Below are 14,953 nucleotides of genomic sequence, written 5' to 3' on the forward strand. Positions count from 1 at the left end.
CCTCAGCAACTTGCAAGCATCAAACCGGCTGACACACAACTCACAATTCAGAAAACAACCTTAGACGCTCTAAGGTAAAACACCGTTGAAGAATAGGACTTTCTGCGGCTATCGAAGGGTACTTCGGGCCTTTAGTCTCTTCCGCGTTGCTCGACATCATTCCGCAGGGAGTTTTCATCTTGAAGAGACAATTAGCAATTGCAGCGAGCGTAATCTTCTCGGCTGCCGCCGCGTTTGCAGGGGTGTCGGTCTCGTCTCCGACTTCCGGACAGACGGTAGCATCACCCATGCATGTGGCCGCCTCTGCGACGATGTCGTATCCGGTTACGACCATGCAGGTTTATGTAGATAGCAAACTTGTGGATCAAAAGAGCGCGACATCGCTGAACGACTACATTTCCGTTACAACCGGAACGCATTACGTCGTCGTGCAGTCGTGGGATACCCACGGTAATACCACAAAATCCGCTTCGATCAAGGTAAACGTGGGTTCCAGCACGAGTGGCGACACTGTGACTTCCGGAGGCACGACTTATTCGAACATCGACCAGTTGAGCGGTTGGTCTAATTGCGGAGCTTGCGCCGGCATCGGCGGCAGTGGCCCAACGGTTCCCTACTCCGTGACACAAAATATCAGTTCGCCTTCGATGGACGGACGATCTATGAAGTTCTGGATCGGAGGAACCACTCCCTATGGAAACGCTCTGTGGTGGAAGCAGCTCGGAGCTAACTCCGGGACGTCGCACTTTAGCTACGACGTTTACTTCTACTACACCAACGCGGCTGCACCTCAGGCGCTGGAATTCGACGTCAACCAGTCTGTGGGCGGACGGAAATACATCTTTGGCACGCAATGCAATGTCGCAGCCAAGCAGTGGGACGTGTGGAACACCTCAGGCGCGTACTGGATGCACACCGGTGTGGCCTGCACAGCTCCGCCGACATACCAATGGAATCACCTGGTGTGGCAGATGGAGCGAGTGAACGGCCAGACTCACTTCATTTCGGTCACACTGAACGGCACGACACACTACATCAACAAGTATGGTGGCTCGAAGAGCTCGGGCGTGAGCGAGTTGAATGTCGCATTCCAGATGGACCTGAATGGAAAACCGACGCCTTACACCGTTTATCTGGACAAGGTCACGCTGAAAGCCTGGTAAGCGTAACTGATCGCCAGCACGAGGGCGGAGCAACGGCTCCGCCCTTTGCTTTTGCCCGCTGTTTCGGGGCTACAAATGGCGCTCGTGTAATATGGATTAGCAAACTCATGGCAGCCATCATTCAAGTAGAGAATGTCACAAAGACTTATCACGTCGGCAAAGTGAACGTGCAAGCCGTACGGGGAGTCTCGTTTGAGGTGGAGCAGGGAGAATTTTTGAGCGTGGTTGGCCCCTCGGGCAGCGGAAAATCCACTCTCTTTTACATCCTCGGAGGGCTCGCGCAGGCAGATTCTGGACGCGTGCTGATCGGCGGCGTTGATTTCGCGCAGACGACCGACTCGGAGCGCACACACCTGAGGCGCGAAAAAATCGGATTTGTATTTCAGAAATTCAACCTGTTGCCAACGCTCACCGCACGCGACAACATCAAGATCGCCATCAACATCGCAGGTGACAAAGGCAACCAGGACCAGGAATATTTCCGCAATATCACCGAACTGCTCGGAATCAGTAAACGCCTGGATCATCGTCCCAGCGAGCTGAGTGGCGGAGAGCAACAGCGAGTTGCGCTGGCGCGAGCGCTGATCAACAAACCGGCCATCGTACTGGCCGATGAACCTACGGGAAATCTCGACACCCAGAACTCGAATGCAGTGCTTGAGATGTTGCGTCGGTCAAATCAGGAACTCGGACAGACGGTGCTGATGATCACGCACAATCCAGAAGCGGCTCGATTTGGCAATCGCATTTTGCATTTCCGTGATGGCCAGGTTGTGGGATCCGAGGTGGTTTCGCAGTGGACAGAAACCAGCAGGAAATAGGCTTAAATCCACAGTTTCAGGGCTAAGTGTGTTTGACAGAGCAAGGTGCTTTGTCTAAGATTGAAAAGTCGAGCGGGAGTAACTCAGTGGTAGAGTGCGACCTTGCCAAGGTCGAAGTCGCGGGTTCAAATCCCGTCTCCCGCTCCAGAACTTCTAACCCTCGCCGCCGTGCGAGGGTTTGCCATGAAAGAAGGCTGCTCTCTCAGCCAGTCTCAAGTTCTGCTTTCAGTGGCGCGGTAGCCAAGTGGTAAGGCAGAGGTCTGCAAAACCTTTATTCGCCAGTTCGATTCTGGCCCGCGCCTCCAATAACCCATTCTAAAGCATTGAATTAACAGTGTTCCCCAGAACTCCTCAATCGGGGTCATTCGGGCTCAAAAGGCCGAAATCGGGCAGTTTTGGCCTCGAAAGCGGACAAATGGCGGACACGGAATTCCTGCATGTGAAGGCCGCCGAGCGAGAGGCACGTGTGTAAACTGAACCGCTAGGGCGTCTCAAGAGAGCTCTTAGCCATTCGCCGTCTCGAACCAAGGAGGAGGCGCGGTTTGACAGTCACCGATTTTGGAGTGGGCACCAACGACGATGAGCTCGACCCCTTGAGCGAGCTTCAGAACCAGCTACGTTCTTTCGACAGCAAGGGCCTCCTCGCAACAGCTGGCGCACTTCAGCTGATACCGGAAAATGCGGAGCGAACGCTCCGCTTGCAGGCGTTTGCTCATGTGGCAGTGAGCTTGCGATACGACGACCGACGCCCCCAGATAAGTATTCCACGCCTTAGGGCAACACTGAACGGGCCAGAGCTAGGAAGCCTAGCTCACGGAGAAGATCCGTTTCCGAACTCGTTTGTGGAAGAGATCGCTTTCTTCGGCGGCTCCTACGCCGTTTTCCCTGGCGTCTTTTCCGGTGCCAAACACTTTCTTGACCATTTATTGCGCTCGGTTTTCTTGTCCGGCTCGATGCCCGTGGAAATGGTGTCGAGGCTCAATGACCTATGCGTGGGATGTCTAAGGCTGAGTGATGCGGTCGCTACGAGAGCAGGGCTTGTTCGCGGAATAAACCCCGGCTCAAGCCCCGCCGGGCCAATCCTAGTTCCCGAGGGCCGGCGATTGCGGGAGCTCAAAGCTGCGGTTTCCTTCACACGCGAAGAGATGGAGCAATTCTTTGGCAGAGGAGACCTTAATGACCGTCCATGGTCGGCGCTGTCGATGACACCGGAGGCTGTGACGATTAAGAACTTCACACCGGATGAATCGCTTTTGCTCTCACGACCAATCGTCCAGTTTGGGAATAGCTTCGTTGTTTCGTGCCCGGATGCCCTCCTCTATGGACTAAACCACCACATCGTTCGCACGGTTGTCCAGAATGGACACAAGGACACTCTGGTCGAAGCCTACGCTGACGCAGAGCTCTCCTCGGTCATTCTCTGGATGCGGGCAATGGGGAACAGGCGCCTGAAAATCAGTCTGCCGGGAGCTTCTCTCATCCCAGGCGCCCGAGAATGCGTGTTCTCTTTCGACAGCGAAAAAGCAACATACGTGCTTCTCATTCCCGACTCGCTGGAAGACTTCGATCCGAATCTCGCTTCCGGTGGCATCAATCATCCGACAGGTCTTCAGGAGGCGATCACTGCGAGGCTACAAGGGATCGAGAAACACCTCTACGCCGAACTCCCGGGCCTTAACGAGCTCCTGTGCCTCACTGTTCTCGGTGGGGTCGGACGCCCACTCATGCTTGGCTTTGGCGATATAGCCGCCGCAGCTGCCGTCCAGTTCTTCCCAGCTTTTGAGCTGGAAACATTCGCAATGTTAAATCTGGGGAATCCGTTGGCGCTGTGGAGATTTGCTGCAAGTTCAGACAGACTTCATCAGCAGTGCCACGTAGTCAGCTTCAGCGCGTTGGACGAATTCGGACTGTATCGCCGGAGCAACAACAGCTTCTATGTCACTGACGAGAAGGCACCTGACCTACTGAATGTGACTACCGATTTTTCGGGAAAGCTTCGCCGCGATGTCATAGCGGCGCGGGATTGGCATGCTGTCCCGCATTATGAACGTCCCGGCTTTCTCGAAGTGACATCTCTTCACGGCGACCGCCGAATCCCTATCTATGTTCCCTCGTCCCCTTTCGCACACCGCCCAGCCGTCTTCGTGGAAGACCTTCCTTTTGGCGTTTGGGTGACTGGGCAAGAGGGGGACATGGAGCCGGAAATGAGTGCGGTCGCCACCGAGATCATTGGTGCCCTCGGTTATTGGCTCTGGCAAAGTGCAAAGGTACTGGTGCAGTTCGCCGTGGGGTCTAGGCCACGCCGCGATCCCATCGTAGTTACCCTCACGATGCCTACTGCCGATCAGTGGCGGGCACATTCACAAAACGGTGTTCCGCCGGAACGGTTCATCACTTGTAGGAGTGACGCTGAAAACTCCAGAATCGAGCTGACTCTACATCCCGGAGTATCGGCACTGTTCAATACCCCGGACAATTCTGGGGAACGCCATTGCCTTGTCGAGATCTTGCGGGGAATCGGCCACATCATAAACGCGCCCCAGCTTACTGATGCGCGAATTCATTCCCTTGTCGATGAAGTTGCTCCACTAGGATTCAAGAAGATGCTCTTGCTGATAGATTCACATGCGGTTCCTGCTCTGGACCCTAGAGACCTACCCAAGTACCGTCCGTTACAAGAAGGCGATATCGATGATGTCCTGAGCCACATCGCAATCTACCTCCGGGATCAACTCGGCCTGCTTCCTGGGCCAATCGCCGCAGACAACCGAAACAATGTTGCCAAAGCGATCGTGGGCTATTGCTATGCGGAATTAGAGAGACTTGTGCGAGCTCACAGCCGAGACGGATTTCTTGAGTTTCTGATTTCTCAACATGAGGCTGTGGTTCGCGAAGACGCCCATCGCAGACTAACGATACCGACGAGACTTGCATGTTTCAATGCTGTGGCGAATGTTGTAGAGCAGTTGCAGAAAGAGCTGCCTGAAATCTCCAGAACGGCAATCGCAAGTCGTTTTTTGATCGAATACGCGACTGCTCAGCCCCCAGAGGGAATTCGTTCTGTTAGCTTGAGCTCTTACGACGAGATGCGGGCACTGGCCAGCCACATTATCAGCTTCGGCATGTTGAGTGACGCCCTACAGTACGAACTGGACGACATTGAACTGTCCATATTGACCTCAGGCAGGCTGGGAAGGAAGGGGTTGAAATACCATGAGGCAACCAATGCTCATATGAAGCTGTTCACCAACGAACAAATTGTGACGTCCCCTGCACATTTTGCTGAGTATTGGCCTGCTCGGGGCTCGTCCCAGCCCGAGCCAAATGAACTTGTCGTGAGTTTGGACGCCGCATCCCGCGATGAGTTCGGATTCACGATGACTGAGATTTCGGAATTTCTTCACGGAATCCAGATACTCGGCGAGGAAGTCGGTCCAGGGGTATCTGGACTCGGTCTCAACGAGTTCCGGAGCAGACTTTTGGAGCCCTTAGGTTGGGAGGATGGGAGAATTGACGCTGCAATCAATCTCTTTGGTTTGTCTCCTAGACCTCAGTTCCTGATCCCACCTGCCGGCCTCTCCAATGGGGATGTATATCCTTGGAGATATAATCGAGCACTTTCTTATCTGCGGCGCCCGCTGGCGCTACGTCAGACTTCCGGAACGACGGAAATCCTGTGGGGAAACAGGCACCTGGAATCAGCACGAAAGAATCTCCTCGAGCTTTGCCTGAGCGGAAGGCTGAAAGCTAAAAGCCCCGCGATGAAGTCTCTGATAGGCAGGCTGCGCCACAAGCAGGGCGAGCGTTTCAATGATCTGGTCGCGGATGTGATGGCTGCGCAACCGAACATACGCGCGTATCGCAGGGTGAAGAAGATAGGACGCTATTCTTTAGGCAATCTTGGCGATGTCGATGTTCTTGTGTTTGATGAGAGCAAGAGGCGGATTCTCGTCATAGAATGCAAGGATCTGTCAGTCGCTCGCACCCCGAGCGAACTTGCAAATGAACTTTCAGAATTATTGAAGAGCCAATCGGGAGGGCGCTCAATCGTTGCCAAACACATGGATCGCGTGCAATGGATTGAACAACATCTTCAAGATGTGCTCGCTTTCTTTGGATATAGCAGGCCTGGAAAATGGCGGGTGAACTCATATGTAGTTGTGGACAAGGCCATCGTTACGCCGTACCTAAGAGAGTGTGCCGCCACAGTGATTACCTTTGAACAATTGAAACAGGGGGCGTGGAGGTAAGTTGGTGCAAGATACTTGGAGTTCCACGGCAGCTCAGGATCGTGCCAGTTGGAAGTCCAAGTTCCTCGCATCCCCCTCCAGAGGTGCCCGGACACGGATCAGTTCGGCTGTCCGTCCTTGCTTGCCGACTGCTGTTTCTCCACGTCTGCAAGCACGCCCTCGTAGCGTTCCATTGCAGCTTTCTTGTGCTCCGCGCCAGGGTGGACGTACTTTTGTACGACGCGGAGCGAGTTGTGACCGAGGAGAGCGGCGACTGTCGCGAGGTCAACGCCACCTTGCGCCGCCGCCCGCGTAGCGAAGGTATGGCGCCAATCATATAGAACAAACGACAGCGGCGCTCGATGTTCAGTGCCTGCACATACTGCGTCGTGCGCGCGATTGAGGCGTTGGATGTGCTTACCAGGGCACGTCGCGGAGGGAAATACCCACGGAGAGGCCTGGGCACGCTGGATGCGGGCGATGGTCCGCTTTGTCGCCTTCGGCGGGATCGTCGGCGATACACGGCGAGCGAGAATAGATTTACTTTCGGCAGTCAAGTCCAGCGTTCGTCTCGCCGCAGGCGTCTTCCCGCTGCGTACAAGCAGCGTGCCGCGTTCCAGATCGATGTCAGTTTTTCTCAGCGCAAGGACCTCCTCTGGCCGTAGCCCCTGGTTCCGCATGAGGCGCGCCAGATCCCAGAGATTGCGATTCTTTGCCGCTCGGTTGAAGTACTGCATCTCCTCCGCAGGTGTAATTACATGAATGCGGACCGCCTCGGCATCACTCGGGATATCAACATCTCGAACAGGATTCTGCCGCACCCAGTTCTGCTTAATCGCGTATCCGAAGAAGACGGAAAGAGCGTGCAAGTCGTGACGTACAGTGACGTCACGGACCTCATGCTCCTTGAACCGCCATGCCTTGTAACGCTCGATCGCGGCGTCGTCAACGAGGCTTGTGGGTCTGCTCCCAAAGAAAGCAGCCAGGCTCGTGAAGCTCGTCTTGATTCGCTTGTAGCTGTTCGGATGGGGACGGTATTCGATCTCGGCCCATGAGAGGAACTCGTCAGCCGCATCACTGAACTGCCTGACTATGAGCTTCCGCGTCGGCCTGCGTCCTTCGATGAGCGCCTGCCTGTGCTCCAGCTCGATCGCCAATGCACGACTCTCGTTTTGTCGTGTGGCGGCCAAGTCTGTGGTCCCGCTGTACTCGCGTCCGTCCACTTTGAAGCGGTAGTGCCAAATCCCTGTCCGGTTCCGTAGTGCCATTTTCTGTCTCCCGTACCTGCATATCGAGCCACTTCGCAACTCGTTCTCGCGGATACCAAACTTTCCTGCCGGCCTTCACGTATGCAGGACCTCGGCGTTGTGACCTCCAGTCAGCAAGCGTTGCGACGGCTACTCCAAGCGCAAGCGCCAATGCCTCCGGACTGACTAAACTGCTCTCTCCAAAATCCACTCAAAATCCTCAAATCGACGTCGTTTAACACCAATGACGAAATCGCAGGCAAACTGCCAATTGCCTCACAAGGGCGCATACTGCACCGCTGACGTATCACCGCAGCGCGCTCTCACTCCATACTTCCGCACACACCTCGGCCCGAATTGTCGAATGGAATCTGTCGGCTTCCGGGCGGCGGCCGCCTCGGGTACTACAGCCGTACAGTAACCGGAGGGTTGGAATCTCCGGGGAGCGCGTAGCTCCGGTCTGCGTCGGACTAATCAGCCTGCGTGCGGCCTCTCTGTCCTTGGCGATTCGTGTCCAGGGGATGGAGCACGATGGCAATGCGGATGCGCGTATTCGTCACACATCCGATGTACATCTTCTACATCATCGCAATTAATATTGCACTGTCAAAGTACCTCTGGTGTCCTCCTTTATGGATCGGATCAGGGGCGACTGCGTGAGCAGCGCCCCCTGCATTGCCTCCAGCAAGAATGGCTGCCAACGGTCGTCACTACATGGGAACGTACTCACCCTCAGTGCTGATTGCATTGAAAGCTGCGCTCGCCCGTGCAACGTGAGGATCTGGGATAGCCTCGGTGAACCCAAGCCCCTTACGCTTTGCCCGTTCTTCGCTAATCAGCTCGGAGAGCGAGTATTCCTTCATCACGCGTCCAAATTCAAGCGGTCCGTCCACGTATTCGTACAGCGTCGAGACCCATTTGTAGGGAGCCTGCCTACTATTCGTCGGAGATAAAAATCGATGTTCGATGCAACGGCGCAACTGCTCTGGAGTATAGGTCGGATTTTCCAACAGGAATCTCTTCATCTCCGACATGGTCCTTGAACGAGCAGGTAGTGGATGAAAACAGAAGTCACGATACAGGCAGTCGATGTAATCGACCAGCTCTATCTGTAACTTCTCCTGCTCTGCTGACAGAATCCGACCGCGCCGCTTCCTAACGTCGCGGCGCTCAGTGCGGGAGGATTGCTCTTGTATATTCTCTGTGCATCTCAAATCCGAAGTTTCTTCAATAGATTCAATTAGTTCAGAATCTTTTAAGGTGTTAAATTCTGATGACTCTGACGTGAAATTCTGATCCTTCGCATTACCGTAAATGATCATCCTTCCGGCTACTATTTCGTAGCGCCACGCTGGGCGCCCGCCCTGCCGAGTGCTGTTTGCACGGATGTATCCCAGTTTAATGAGCCGGTTACGAGCGAGCTTGAAGGTATTTGGAGAAAGGCCGGCCGGCGGTAACGACTTCCTGCGCCCGCGATCATTAACTCCGTGCAACAAATCGTGATCGGAGATTGTGAACTCGTCCTGATATCCAAAGTAGTGTCGTACGCCTAGCAACTGCACGAGGACACGGAGATCAGCAGGCCTGATCGCCTTACCGTCAAGAGCTGAAACAGGTACGGGCAGAAAGTCTTTCATCGTGCCACCTCCTGACCAGGAAATCCGCGCCGAGCATACTGGCGAATGTGCGCCGGCCACGTCGCCGGATTCGCACCATGAAGGTCGGATAGTCCGCGCTCGTTCTTGATGCGAAACGGGATCGACCGATATACGGGTCGCGCGCCTAACTGCTTGAAGAACGCAGAGACGTGTTGGTGTTCGCATTGATCAAGGATGCTCACTCCCCACTCAACTTCAAAAGGTCGGGCGTTGTTCCCTGACTCTCCTCCGACAATCACCCAATCGATACCGCTGAGGTTAAGCGCACCGAGATCCTCCAGCAGGGGTTCACAACTCAAGAATTTTACCCTCGCCGGGATTTCTCTGAGGGGCGTCAGGCGTTGGAGCTGACGGCGATCTTCTACCGTCGCACCGAGCCAGACATTCTCATATCCATCCCCCCAATCTGGGGGAAGAAGAGTGGAAATATTTTCTGGCCGCTTGGTGAGAAGCTGCCAATCAAGATTGGGAGTTCGCTTGATCAATTCAAACAGCCGAGCACGGGCCTTGGGCGGCGCCTCCAAGTCGAAGATATCCGCCATTGAAGAACAGAAGACCTTTGCACGCGTGCCGCTTTGTTCGGACTCTCTGTTCCACTTCAGCGGCTTTCGCCAATTCTCGTCAGTTGTAATGCGCCGGATCGCTCCCAAGCCCCAGTTACTACCTCCACAACGCTTGTTAATCCCTTCCGCATAGCAATTCGCGCAGCCTGCGCTTACCTTCGTGCATCCGATCCAGCCGTTGAACGTGTTATTCGTCCAAGCGATTGATGTGTTTTGCATAGAATTCCCTCCAGCGACGTGAGAAAAATGAACACCCTGAACACGTCGCCCCGTTGCCGCAAGACGCCTATCCCTCCTTCATGGACGGGAGTGTCAGGCAGCAGAAATGTCTGTGAGCTTTTTTTGCTCACAAAGCGTCCGTACTGAGACGCGGAAAAATAGTGAGAGCCGTCATGTACGGCTCCCGCGTGTGTCATTGCGGAGCAAAGACACGCTGCGGAGTGTGGACTGCTGACGCAACACCCCGATGCCCAATGGGCCATTTGCAGGAAAACGACGGGCCTACCGCCCCATCCTGCTCGTCGATATTTCAAAGATCCGCACTCCTGCCTGAGCAGGCTACGTACAGACACAAGGGATCATCCCCGAGCGAAAGCTCAGTGGGCCGGTCGGCAGGAGGTGAGCGCCATGGAGTTGCGCCCCGCCGTTTAAGAAGCCTCTCCGGCGAGAGACTAGAATGGGTGGTCAGTTCATCCCGACCGTTATTACCCAGCTCAATCCGGTTACTACCGGAGAGCGACTGCGAAAAATCGCAGTCCCGATCGCGCTGCGATCAGGAAATCCAGAGTAGATCGTCAATTCATATGTGTCAAGGGCTGCGACTTAGCAACCACAGGTGGCGGTCGAGATGCGATGCAAGGTAGGAATGGCAAGATATGTCCAGCGGGCTTGCGCCCTTATCAGACCGAGGAATAGAGGAATACCCAGACGACAGTGCCCCAGCTTGTACCGGGGCATTGTCGCTTCTGGAGGCATCTTCGATAAAATGAGTTATGTCCGAAATGAAGCTGGTGAAACCGGAAATCCACGCTCAGTTCAGCCAGCAAATCAATGAGCTATTAAAAGAGCAGGATGAACTGAAAAGGCAAAGCGTCTCTGCCCGCGAGACCTTCAGCCAACATCTTGCAACACTCGCCGCCGGGTCATTGACATTGGCTGCAACAGCAGCCACAGCTTTTTACAGTAAGTCGCTTCCGGACAAGAGCGTGCAGAGTTGGGTGATCGGGCTGGTGGTTGTTGCTGCTGCCTTCTTTTGGGCGTCATTGTTGTCGTCGGTAGCACACAACTATTGGACTGGAACGGTGCGAATCGGCGAGGTAGAGGGAGCCAAGTTGAGGACCGAACTGGCGGTTCTGAGTTTGCGAGTGACCGCAGGATTCTCGCCTTCAACGGAAGAGTTCAAGTCATACCTAGGGCGGAACGAAAGCAGCACAAAGACCCTGCTTGAGGCGCAAAGGAAGGCTCTTCGGTTTTACCAGTTGGGATATGGACTCTTTGTTGCAGGATACGGCTTTGTGTTCGGTGTTGTCATCTATACCGCCATTGCTTTGCGCCGACTCTGACGCTCAAGCAGACGAAGACTACCATGCCTCGGCCTCGACCGGGGCATGTCGATTTACTCACAACTCGCTACTTCGCGCCCGTGCCGATTGCTTCGCTCTCTTCTTCTTCCAATAGAACCACGGGGGAAGGGGGACGGCGGAACCGGGGGATGGGGGTGTCAACACTACAGTGTCACAGTTCGAGAATGCTTGATTGGCACGTACTCTGATGCCAAACAGCATCAGTGACAACACAACTACAATGCTGAAGTAATGAAACCACATGAGCACGTAGTCGCCCAAAAGACACACCTCTCCAGTAGCGTTCAGCGCAAGCAGGTGAAAAAAGCTCCAAAGCGGCCCGGCCTTCGCCGCTGCCGCCGAGCACATCCACTGAGCGCAGTTCGATTGATGAGCAGAAGGCTCTGCCCTTGATACCGCTTGTTCGGGTAATGCCATCACCAAGTTCAGAGGAGAATGCCTGCTACTTCTACAATCGCCAGCAATCGGACGGAATTCGATTCGTGTCTTACCACTTTGAGTCTGAAGCTGACATAGTGAAACAGTTCCCGGATACGAACGCCGCGCTGTCGGCATTGAGGGATGAGAGTGATATTCCCTCAGCAATGGAATGAGGAGGAGTCTTGCCTGTAGATCACAAAGAGAAGGCATTCGAGTCTGCCATCGAGCATCACCTGATCACCTCGTCCGGATACGCCAAGGCAGAGCAGGCGTACTTCGATCAGGAGCGCGCCGTCGATCCCACGCAGTTCCTGCCCTTTGTGAAAGAGACGCAGAAGAACACCTGGGAGAAGCTGGAAAAGCTGCTGGGCAAGGAAGCCGAGTCCACTTTGCTCGGCGAGCTGTGCAAGGCAATGGATTCGCGCGGCAGCCTCGATGTGTTGAGGCACGGCTTTAAATGCTACGGCGAGGCGATCAAGGTCGCGTATTTCCGCCCGCGTCACGGCATGAATCCGGACGAGTTGGCGCTCTATGCCAAGAACCGCCTGACCGTGGTGCGCCAGCTTCTCTTCAAGCCGACCAGCAGCAAGTCGCTGGATCTGACGCTCTGCCTGAATGGCATCCCGATCATTACCGCCGAGTTGAAGAATCCGATGACAGGTCAGAACGTGCGTCACGCCATCACGCAGTACCAGACGGATCGCGACCCTAACGACCTGATCTTCCAGTTCAAAAGGCGCACGCTGGTCCACTTCGCCGTCGATCCCGAACTGGTGTACATGACGACGAAGCTGGCTGGAAAAGGCACGTACTTCTTACCATTCAATCGCGGCGACGGCATGGGCAGCGGCAATCCCGAAGCAGCGGCGGGCAAGTATAAGACGAGTTATCTGTGGGAAGAGGTGTGGCAGCGGGATTCACTTCTGGACATCCTCGCGCGCTTCATGCACCTGGAGGTGGTCGAAAAAGAAGTCAACGGGAAGAAGATCCGGAAAGAGACGATGATCTTCCCGCGCTATCACCAGCTCGATGCCGTCCGGAAGCTGGAGGCGAGTTCGCGAGCCGAGGGCGCCGGGAATAATTACCTGGTGATGCACTCGGCGGGCAGTGGCAAAAGCAATTCCATCGCCTGGCTGGCCCATCGGCTAAGCAGTCTGCATGACGGCAACGATCGGAAGGTTTTCGATTCAGTAGTGGTGATCACCGACCGGCGGGTGCTTGATCAGCAGTTGCAGAACACGATCTACCAGTTCGAGCACCAGAGCGGTGTGGTAAAGAAGATTGACGAAGATTCGCAGCAGTTGGCAGATGCCCTGAAATCCGCCACGCCCATCATTATTACTACGCTCCAGAAGTTTCCGTTCGTGACCGAGAAGGTGGGCGATCTGCCCGACCGCCGGTACGCCGTGATCGTGGACGAGGCACACAGCTCCCAGAGCGGCGAGGCCGCGGCGGAGTTGAAGGGCGTTCTGGCAGGACAGGCTTTGAAGGATAAGGCAAAGCAGCAGGCCGAAGAGCAGGGTCTGGTTGACTACGAGGAAGAGATTCTGAAGCAGATGGCCAAGCGCGGCCAGCAGCCGAACATCAGCTTCTTTGCCTTCACCGCGACGCCGAAATACAAAACGCTGGAGACTTTCGGCCGCAAGGATGCGAATGGCAAGCCGCAGCCGTTTCATGTTTACAGCATGAGGCAGGCTATCGAGGAAGGATTCATCCTCGACGTGCTGAAGAATTACACGACGTACAAGACCTATTTCCGGCTGATCAAGTCTATAGAGGACGATCCGAAGCTCGATAAGAAGAAGGCTGCACGGGCGCTGGCCCGTTTCGTCAGCTTCCACCCGCATAATCTTGCGCAGAAGACCGAGGTAATGATCGAGCACTTCCGGACCTTTACGCGTCACAAGATCGGCGGGAAGGCGAAGGCAATGGTCGTGACCGGCTCGCGTGCGCACGCTGTCCGTTACAAACAGGAGTTCGACAAGTACATTGCGGAGAAGGGTTACGCGGACATCAAGACGCTGGTGGCATTCTCCGGTACGGTAAAGCTGGATGCGGGCGACGAGCACACCGAGGTCGGCATGAACGGCGGCCTCCGGGAAAAGCAGTTGCCCGAAGAGTTCAACAAGGACACATATCAAGTATTGATCGTGGCCGAGAAATACCAAACGGGTTTTGACCAGCCCTTGCTGCACACGATGTACGTTGATAAGCGCCTGGACGGCGTTCAGGCGGTTCAGACGCTTTCGCGCTTGAATCGAACGTGCGCTGGGAAAGAGGATACGTTCGTTCTCGACTTCGTGAATGAGGCAGGGGATATTCAGGAGGCGTTCAAGCCCTACTATGAAGTTCCGTTGGTAGATCAGCAGGCCGAGGCCAGCCAGCTTTATGATCTTCAGGCCAAGATGGCAGCGGAGCAGGTGTATTACGGGACCGAGGTGGACGAATTCGCTCGGGTGTTCTTCAAACCGAAGGCGGTGCAGACTCCGACCGACCACGCCATGATGGAGAAGATACTGGCAGCACCCAAGGCGCGTTTCGAAGCACTGGAGCCAGAAGAGCAGAAGTTGTTTCGCAGTCAACTGGTGGCATACCGAAACCTGTACTCGTTTCTATCGCAGATCATTCCCTTCCAGGACGCTGACCTTGAAACGCTGTACGTGTTCGTTCGGCTGCTCATAAATAAACTGCCGAAGACCGGCATCGGACCGGGCATCGTACTGGACGACGAGGTCGGGCTGAAGTACTACCGGCTCCAGAAGATCAGCGAAGGCAATATCTCTCTCAACCCCGGCGAGTGCGGAACTGTGAGTGCGCCTACAGCGGTGGGCTCCGGCGTGGACCGAAGCGAGGAGATCGAACTGTCCCGCCTCATCGATGTGGTGAATGATCGATTCGGCACGGACTTCAAGCCAGTGGACCAGCTCTTCTTCGACCAGATCAAAAAGGAAGCCGCGGCTGACACAGCCATTCAGCAGGCCGCCCAGGCCAACACCCTGGAGAACTTCGGCTACGTCTTTGACAAGGCATTGGAGGGCAAGTTCATCGACCGCATGGATCAGAATCAGGAGATCTTTGCACGTTACATGAACGATGACGCATTCAAGAAAGTCGTGGCGGAGTGGATGCGGAAACAGGTTTACGAGCAGATAAGGTCGGCGGGGCCATCAGAGAGTGTGTCAGCGCAGGCTCGCTAACAGCCACAGTCCGTTGATCTGACTGTGGCTGTCGTACTTGCTACGAAGGTCGGTGCGCTAAATGTCATCGAA

At 55.1% G+C, this 14,953-nt stretch carries 8 protein-coding genes and 2 tRNA genes; 7 read left to right on the top strand and 3 right to left on the bottom strand.

Features of this window, described 5'->3' with window-relative positions; translation table 11 throughout:
• Nucleotides 1-179: 179 nt before the first annotated feature.
• The 5 genes from AC6IY8_RS11325 to AC6IY8_RS11345 all read left to right on the top strand — a co-directional run bounded on the left by AC6IY8_RS11325 (nucleotide 180) and on the right by AC6IY8_RS11345 (nucleotide 6,234).
• On the top strand, nucleotides 180-1,163 hold the full coding sequence (locus AC6IY8_RS11325) for a hypothetical protein (protein WP_497774576.1): 984 nt from the start codon (nucleotides 180-182) through the stop codon (nucleotides 1,161-1,163).
• Between the two features lie 107 nt (nucleotides 1,164-1,270).
• Nucleotides 1,271-1,984, top strand: coding sequence for an ABC transporter ATP-binding protein (locus AC6IY8_RS11330; protein WP_497774578.1), 714 nt, complete (start codon nucleotides 1,271-1,273; stop codon nucleotides 1,982-1,984).
• Between the two features lie 72 nt (nucleotides 1,985-2,056).
• A tRNA-Gly gene (locus AC6IY8_RS11335) sits at nucleotides 2,057-2,131 on the top strand.
• A gap of 83 nt (nucleotides 2,132-2,214) precedes the next feature.
• Nucleotides 2,215-2,289, top strand: a tRNA-Cys gene (locus AC6IY8_RS11340).
• Nucleotides 2,290-2,547: 258 nt separating this feature from the next.
• Complete coding sequence (locus AC6IY8_RS11345) at nucleotides 2,548-6,234, top strand: anti-phage protein Upx-like protein (protein ID WP_497774579.1); 3,687 nt, start codon at nucleotides 2,548-2,550, stop codon at nucleotides 6,232-6,234.
• Nucleotides 6,235-6,332: 98 nt separating this feature from the next.
• Here AC6IY8_RS11345 and AC6IY8_RS11350 read toward each other — a convergent pair whose 3' ends face one another.
• The 3 genes from AC6IY8_RS11350 to AC6IY8_RS11360 form a co-directional block, all read right to left on the bottom strand.
• Nucleotides 6,333-7,481 (bottom strand): tyrosine-type recombinase/integrase, encoded by a 1,149-nt coding sequence (locus AC6IY8_RS11350; protein ID WP_497774580.1) that lies wholly within the window; start codon nucleotides 7,479-7,481, stop codon nucleotides 6,333-6,335.
• A 689-nt stretch (nucleotides 7,482-8,170) separates the two neighbouring features.
• Nucleotides 8,171-9,097 carry a hypothetical protein gene (locus tag AC6IY8_RS11355; RefSeq protein WP_497774581.1) on the bottom strand — a complete coding sequence of 309 codons (927 nt, stop codon included), beginning with the start codon at nucleotides 9,095-9,097 and terminating at the stop codon, nucleotides 8,171-8,173.
• Nucleotides 9,094-9,900: a phage Gp37/Gp68 family protein gene (locus AC6IY8_RS11360; protein WP_497774582.1), complete on the bottom strand. Its 807-nt coding sequence runs from the start codon at nucleotides 9,898-9,900 to the stop codon at nucleotides 9,094-9,096. The genes AC6IY8_RS11355 and AC6IY8_RS11360 overlap by 4 nt, the downstream gene beginning before the upstream one ends.
• Nucleotides 9,901-10,673: 773 nt before the next feature.
• Between AC6IY8_RS11360 and AC6IY8_RS11365 the strand changes: the two genes are divergently transcribed.
• Complete coding sequence (locus AC6IY8_RS11365; protein WP_497774583.1) at nucleotides 10,674-11,243, top strand: hypothetical protein; 570 nt, start codon at nucleotides 10,674-10,676, stop codon at nucleotides 11,241-11,243.
• 623 nt (nucleotides 11,244-11,866) lie between these two features.
• Nucleotides 11,867-14,881, top strand: coding sequence for a type I restriction endonuclease subunit R (locus AC6IY8_RS11370; RefSeq protein WP_497774584.1), 3,015 nt, complete (start codon nucleotides 11,867-11,869; stop codon nucleotides 14,879-14,881).
• The last annotated feature ends 72 nt before the right edge of the window (nucleotides 14,882-14,953 follow it).

The sequence above is a fragment of the Koromonas soli genome (assembly GCF_059726265.1).

What these genes read in the sequence shown, in the direction of transcription:
- AC6IY8_RS11330 (WP_497774578.1), top strand. Translation starts at nt 1,271, where the DNA reads ATGGCAGCCATCATTCAAGTAGAGAATGTCACAAAGACTTATCACGTC.
- AC6IY8_RS11350 (WP_497774580.1), bottom strand. Translation starts at nt 7,481, where the DNA reads ATGGCACTACGGAACCGGACAGGGATTTGGCACTACCGCTTCAAAGTG.
- AC6IY8_RS11355 (WP_497774581.1), bottom strand. Translation starts at nt 9,097, where the DNA reads ATGAAAGACTTTCTGCCCGTACCTGTTTCAGCTCTTGACGGTAAGGCG.
- AC6IY8_RS11360 (WP_497774582.1), bottom strand. Translation starts at nt 9,900, where the DNA reads ATGCAAAACACATCAATCGCTTGGACGAATAACACGTTCAACGGCTGG.
- AC6IY8_RS11365 (WP_497774583.1), top strand. Translation starts at nt 10,674, where the DNA reads ATGTCCGAAATGAAGCTGGTGAAACCGGAAATCCACGCTCAGTTCAGC.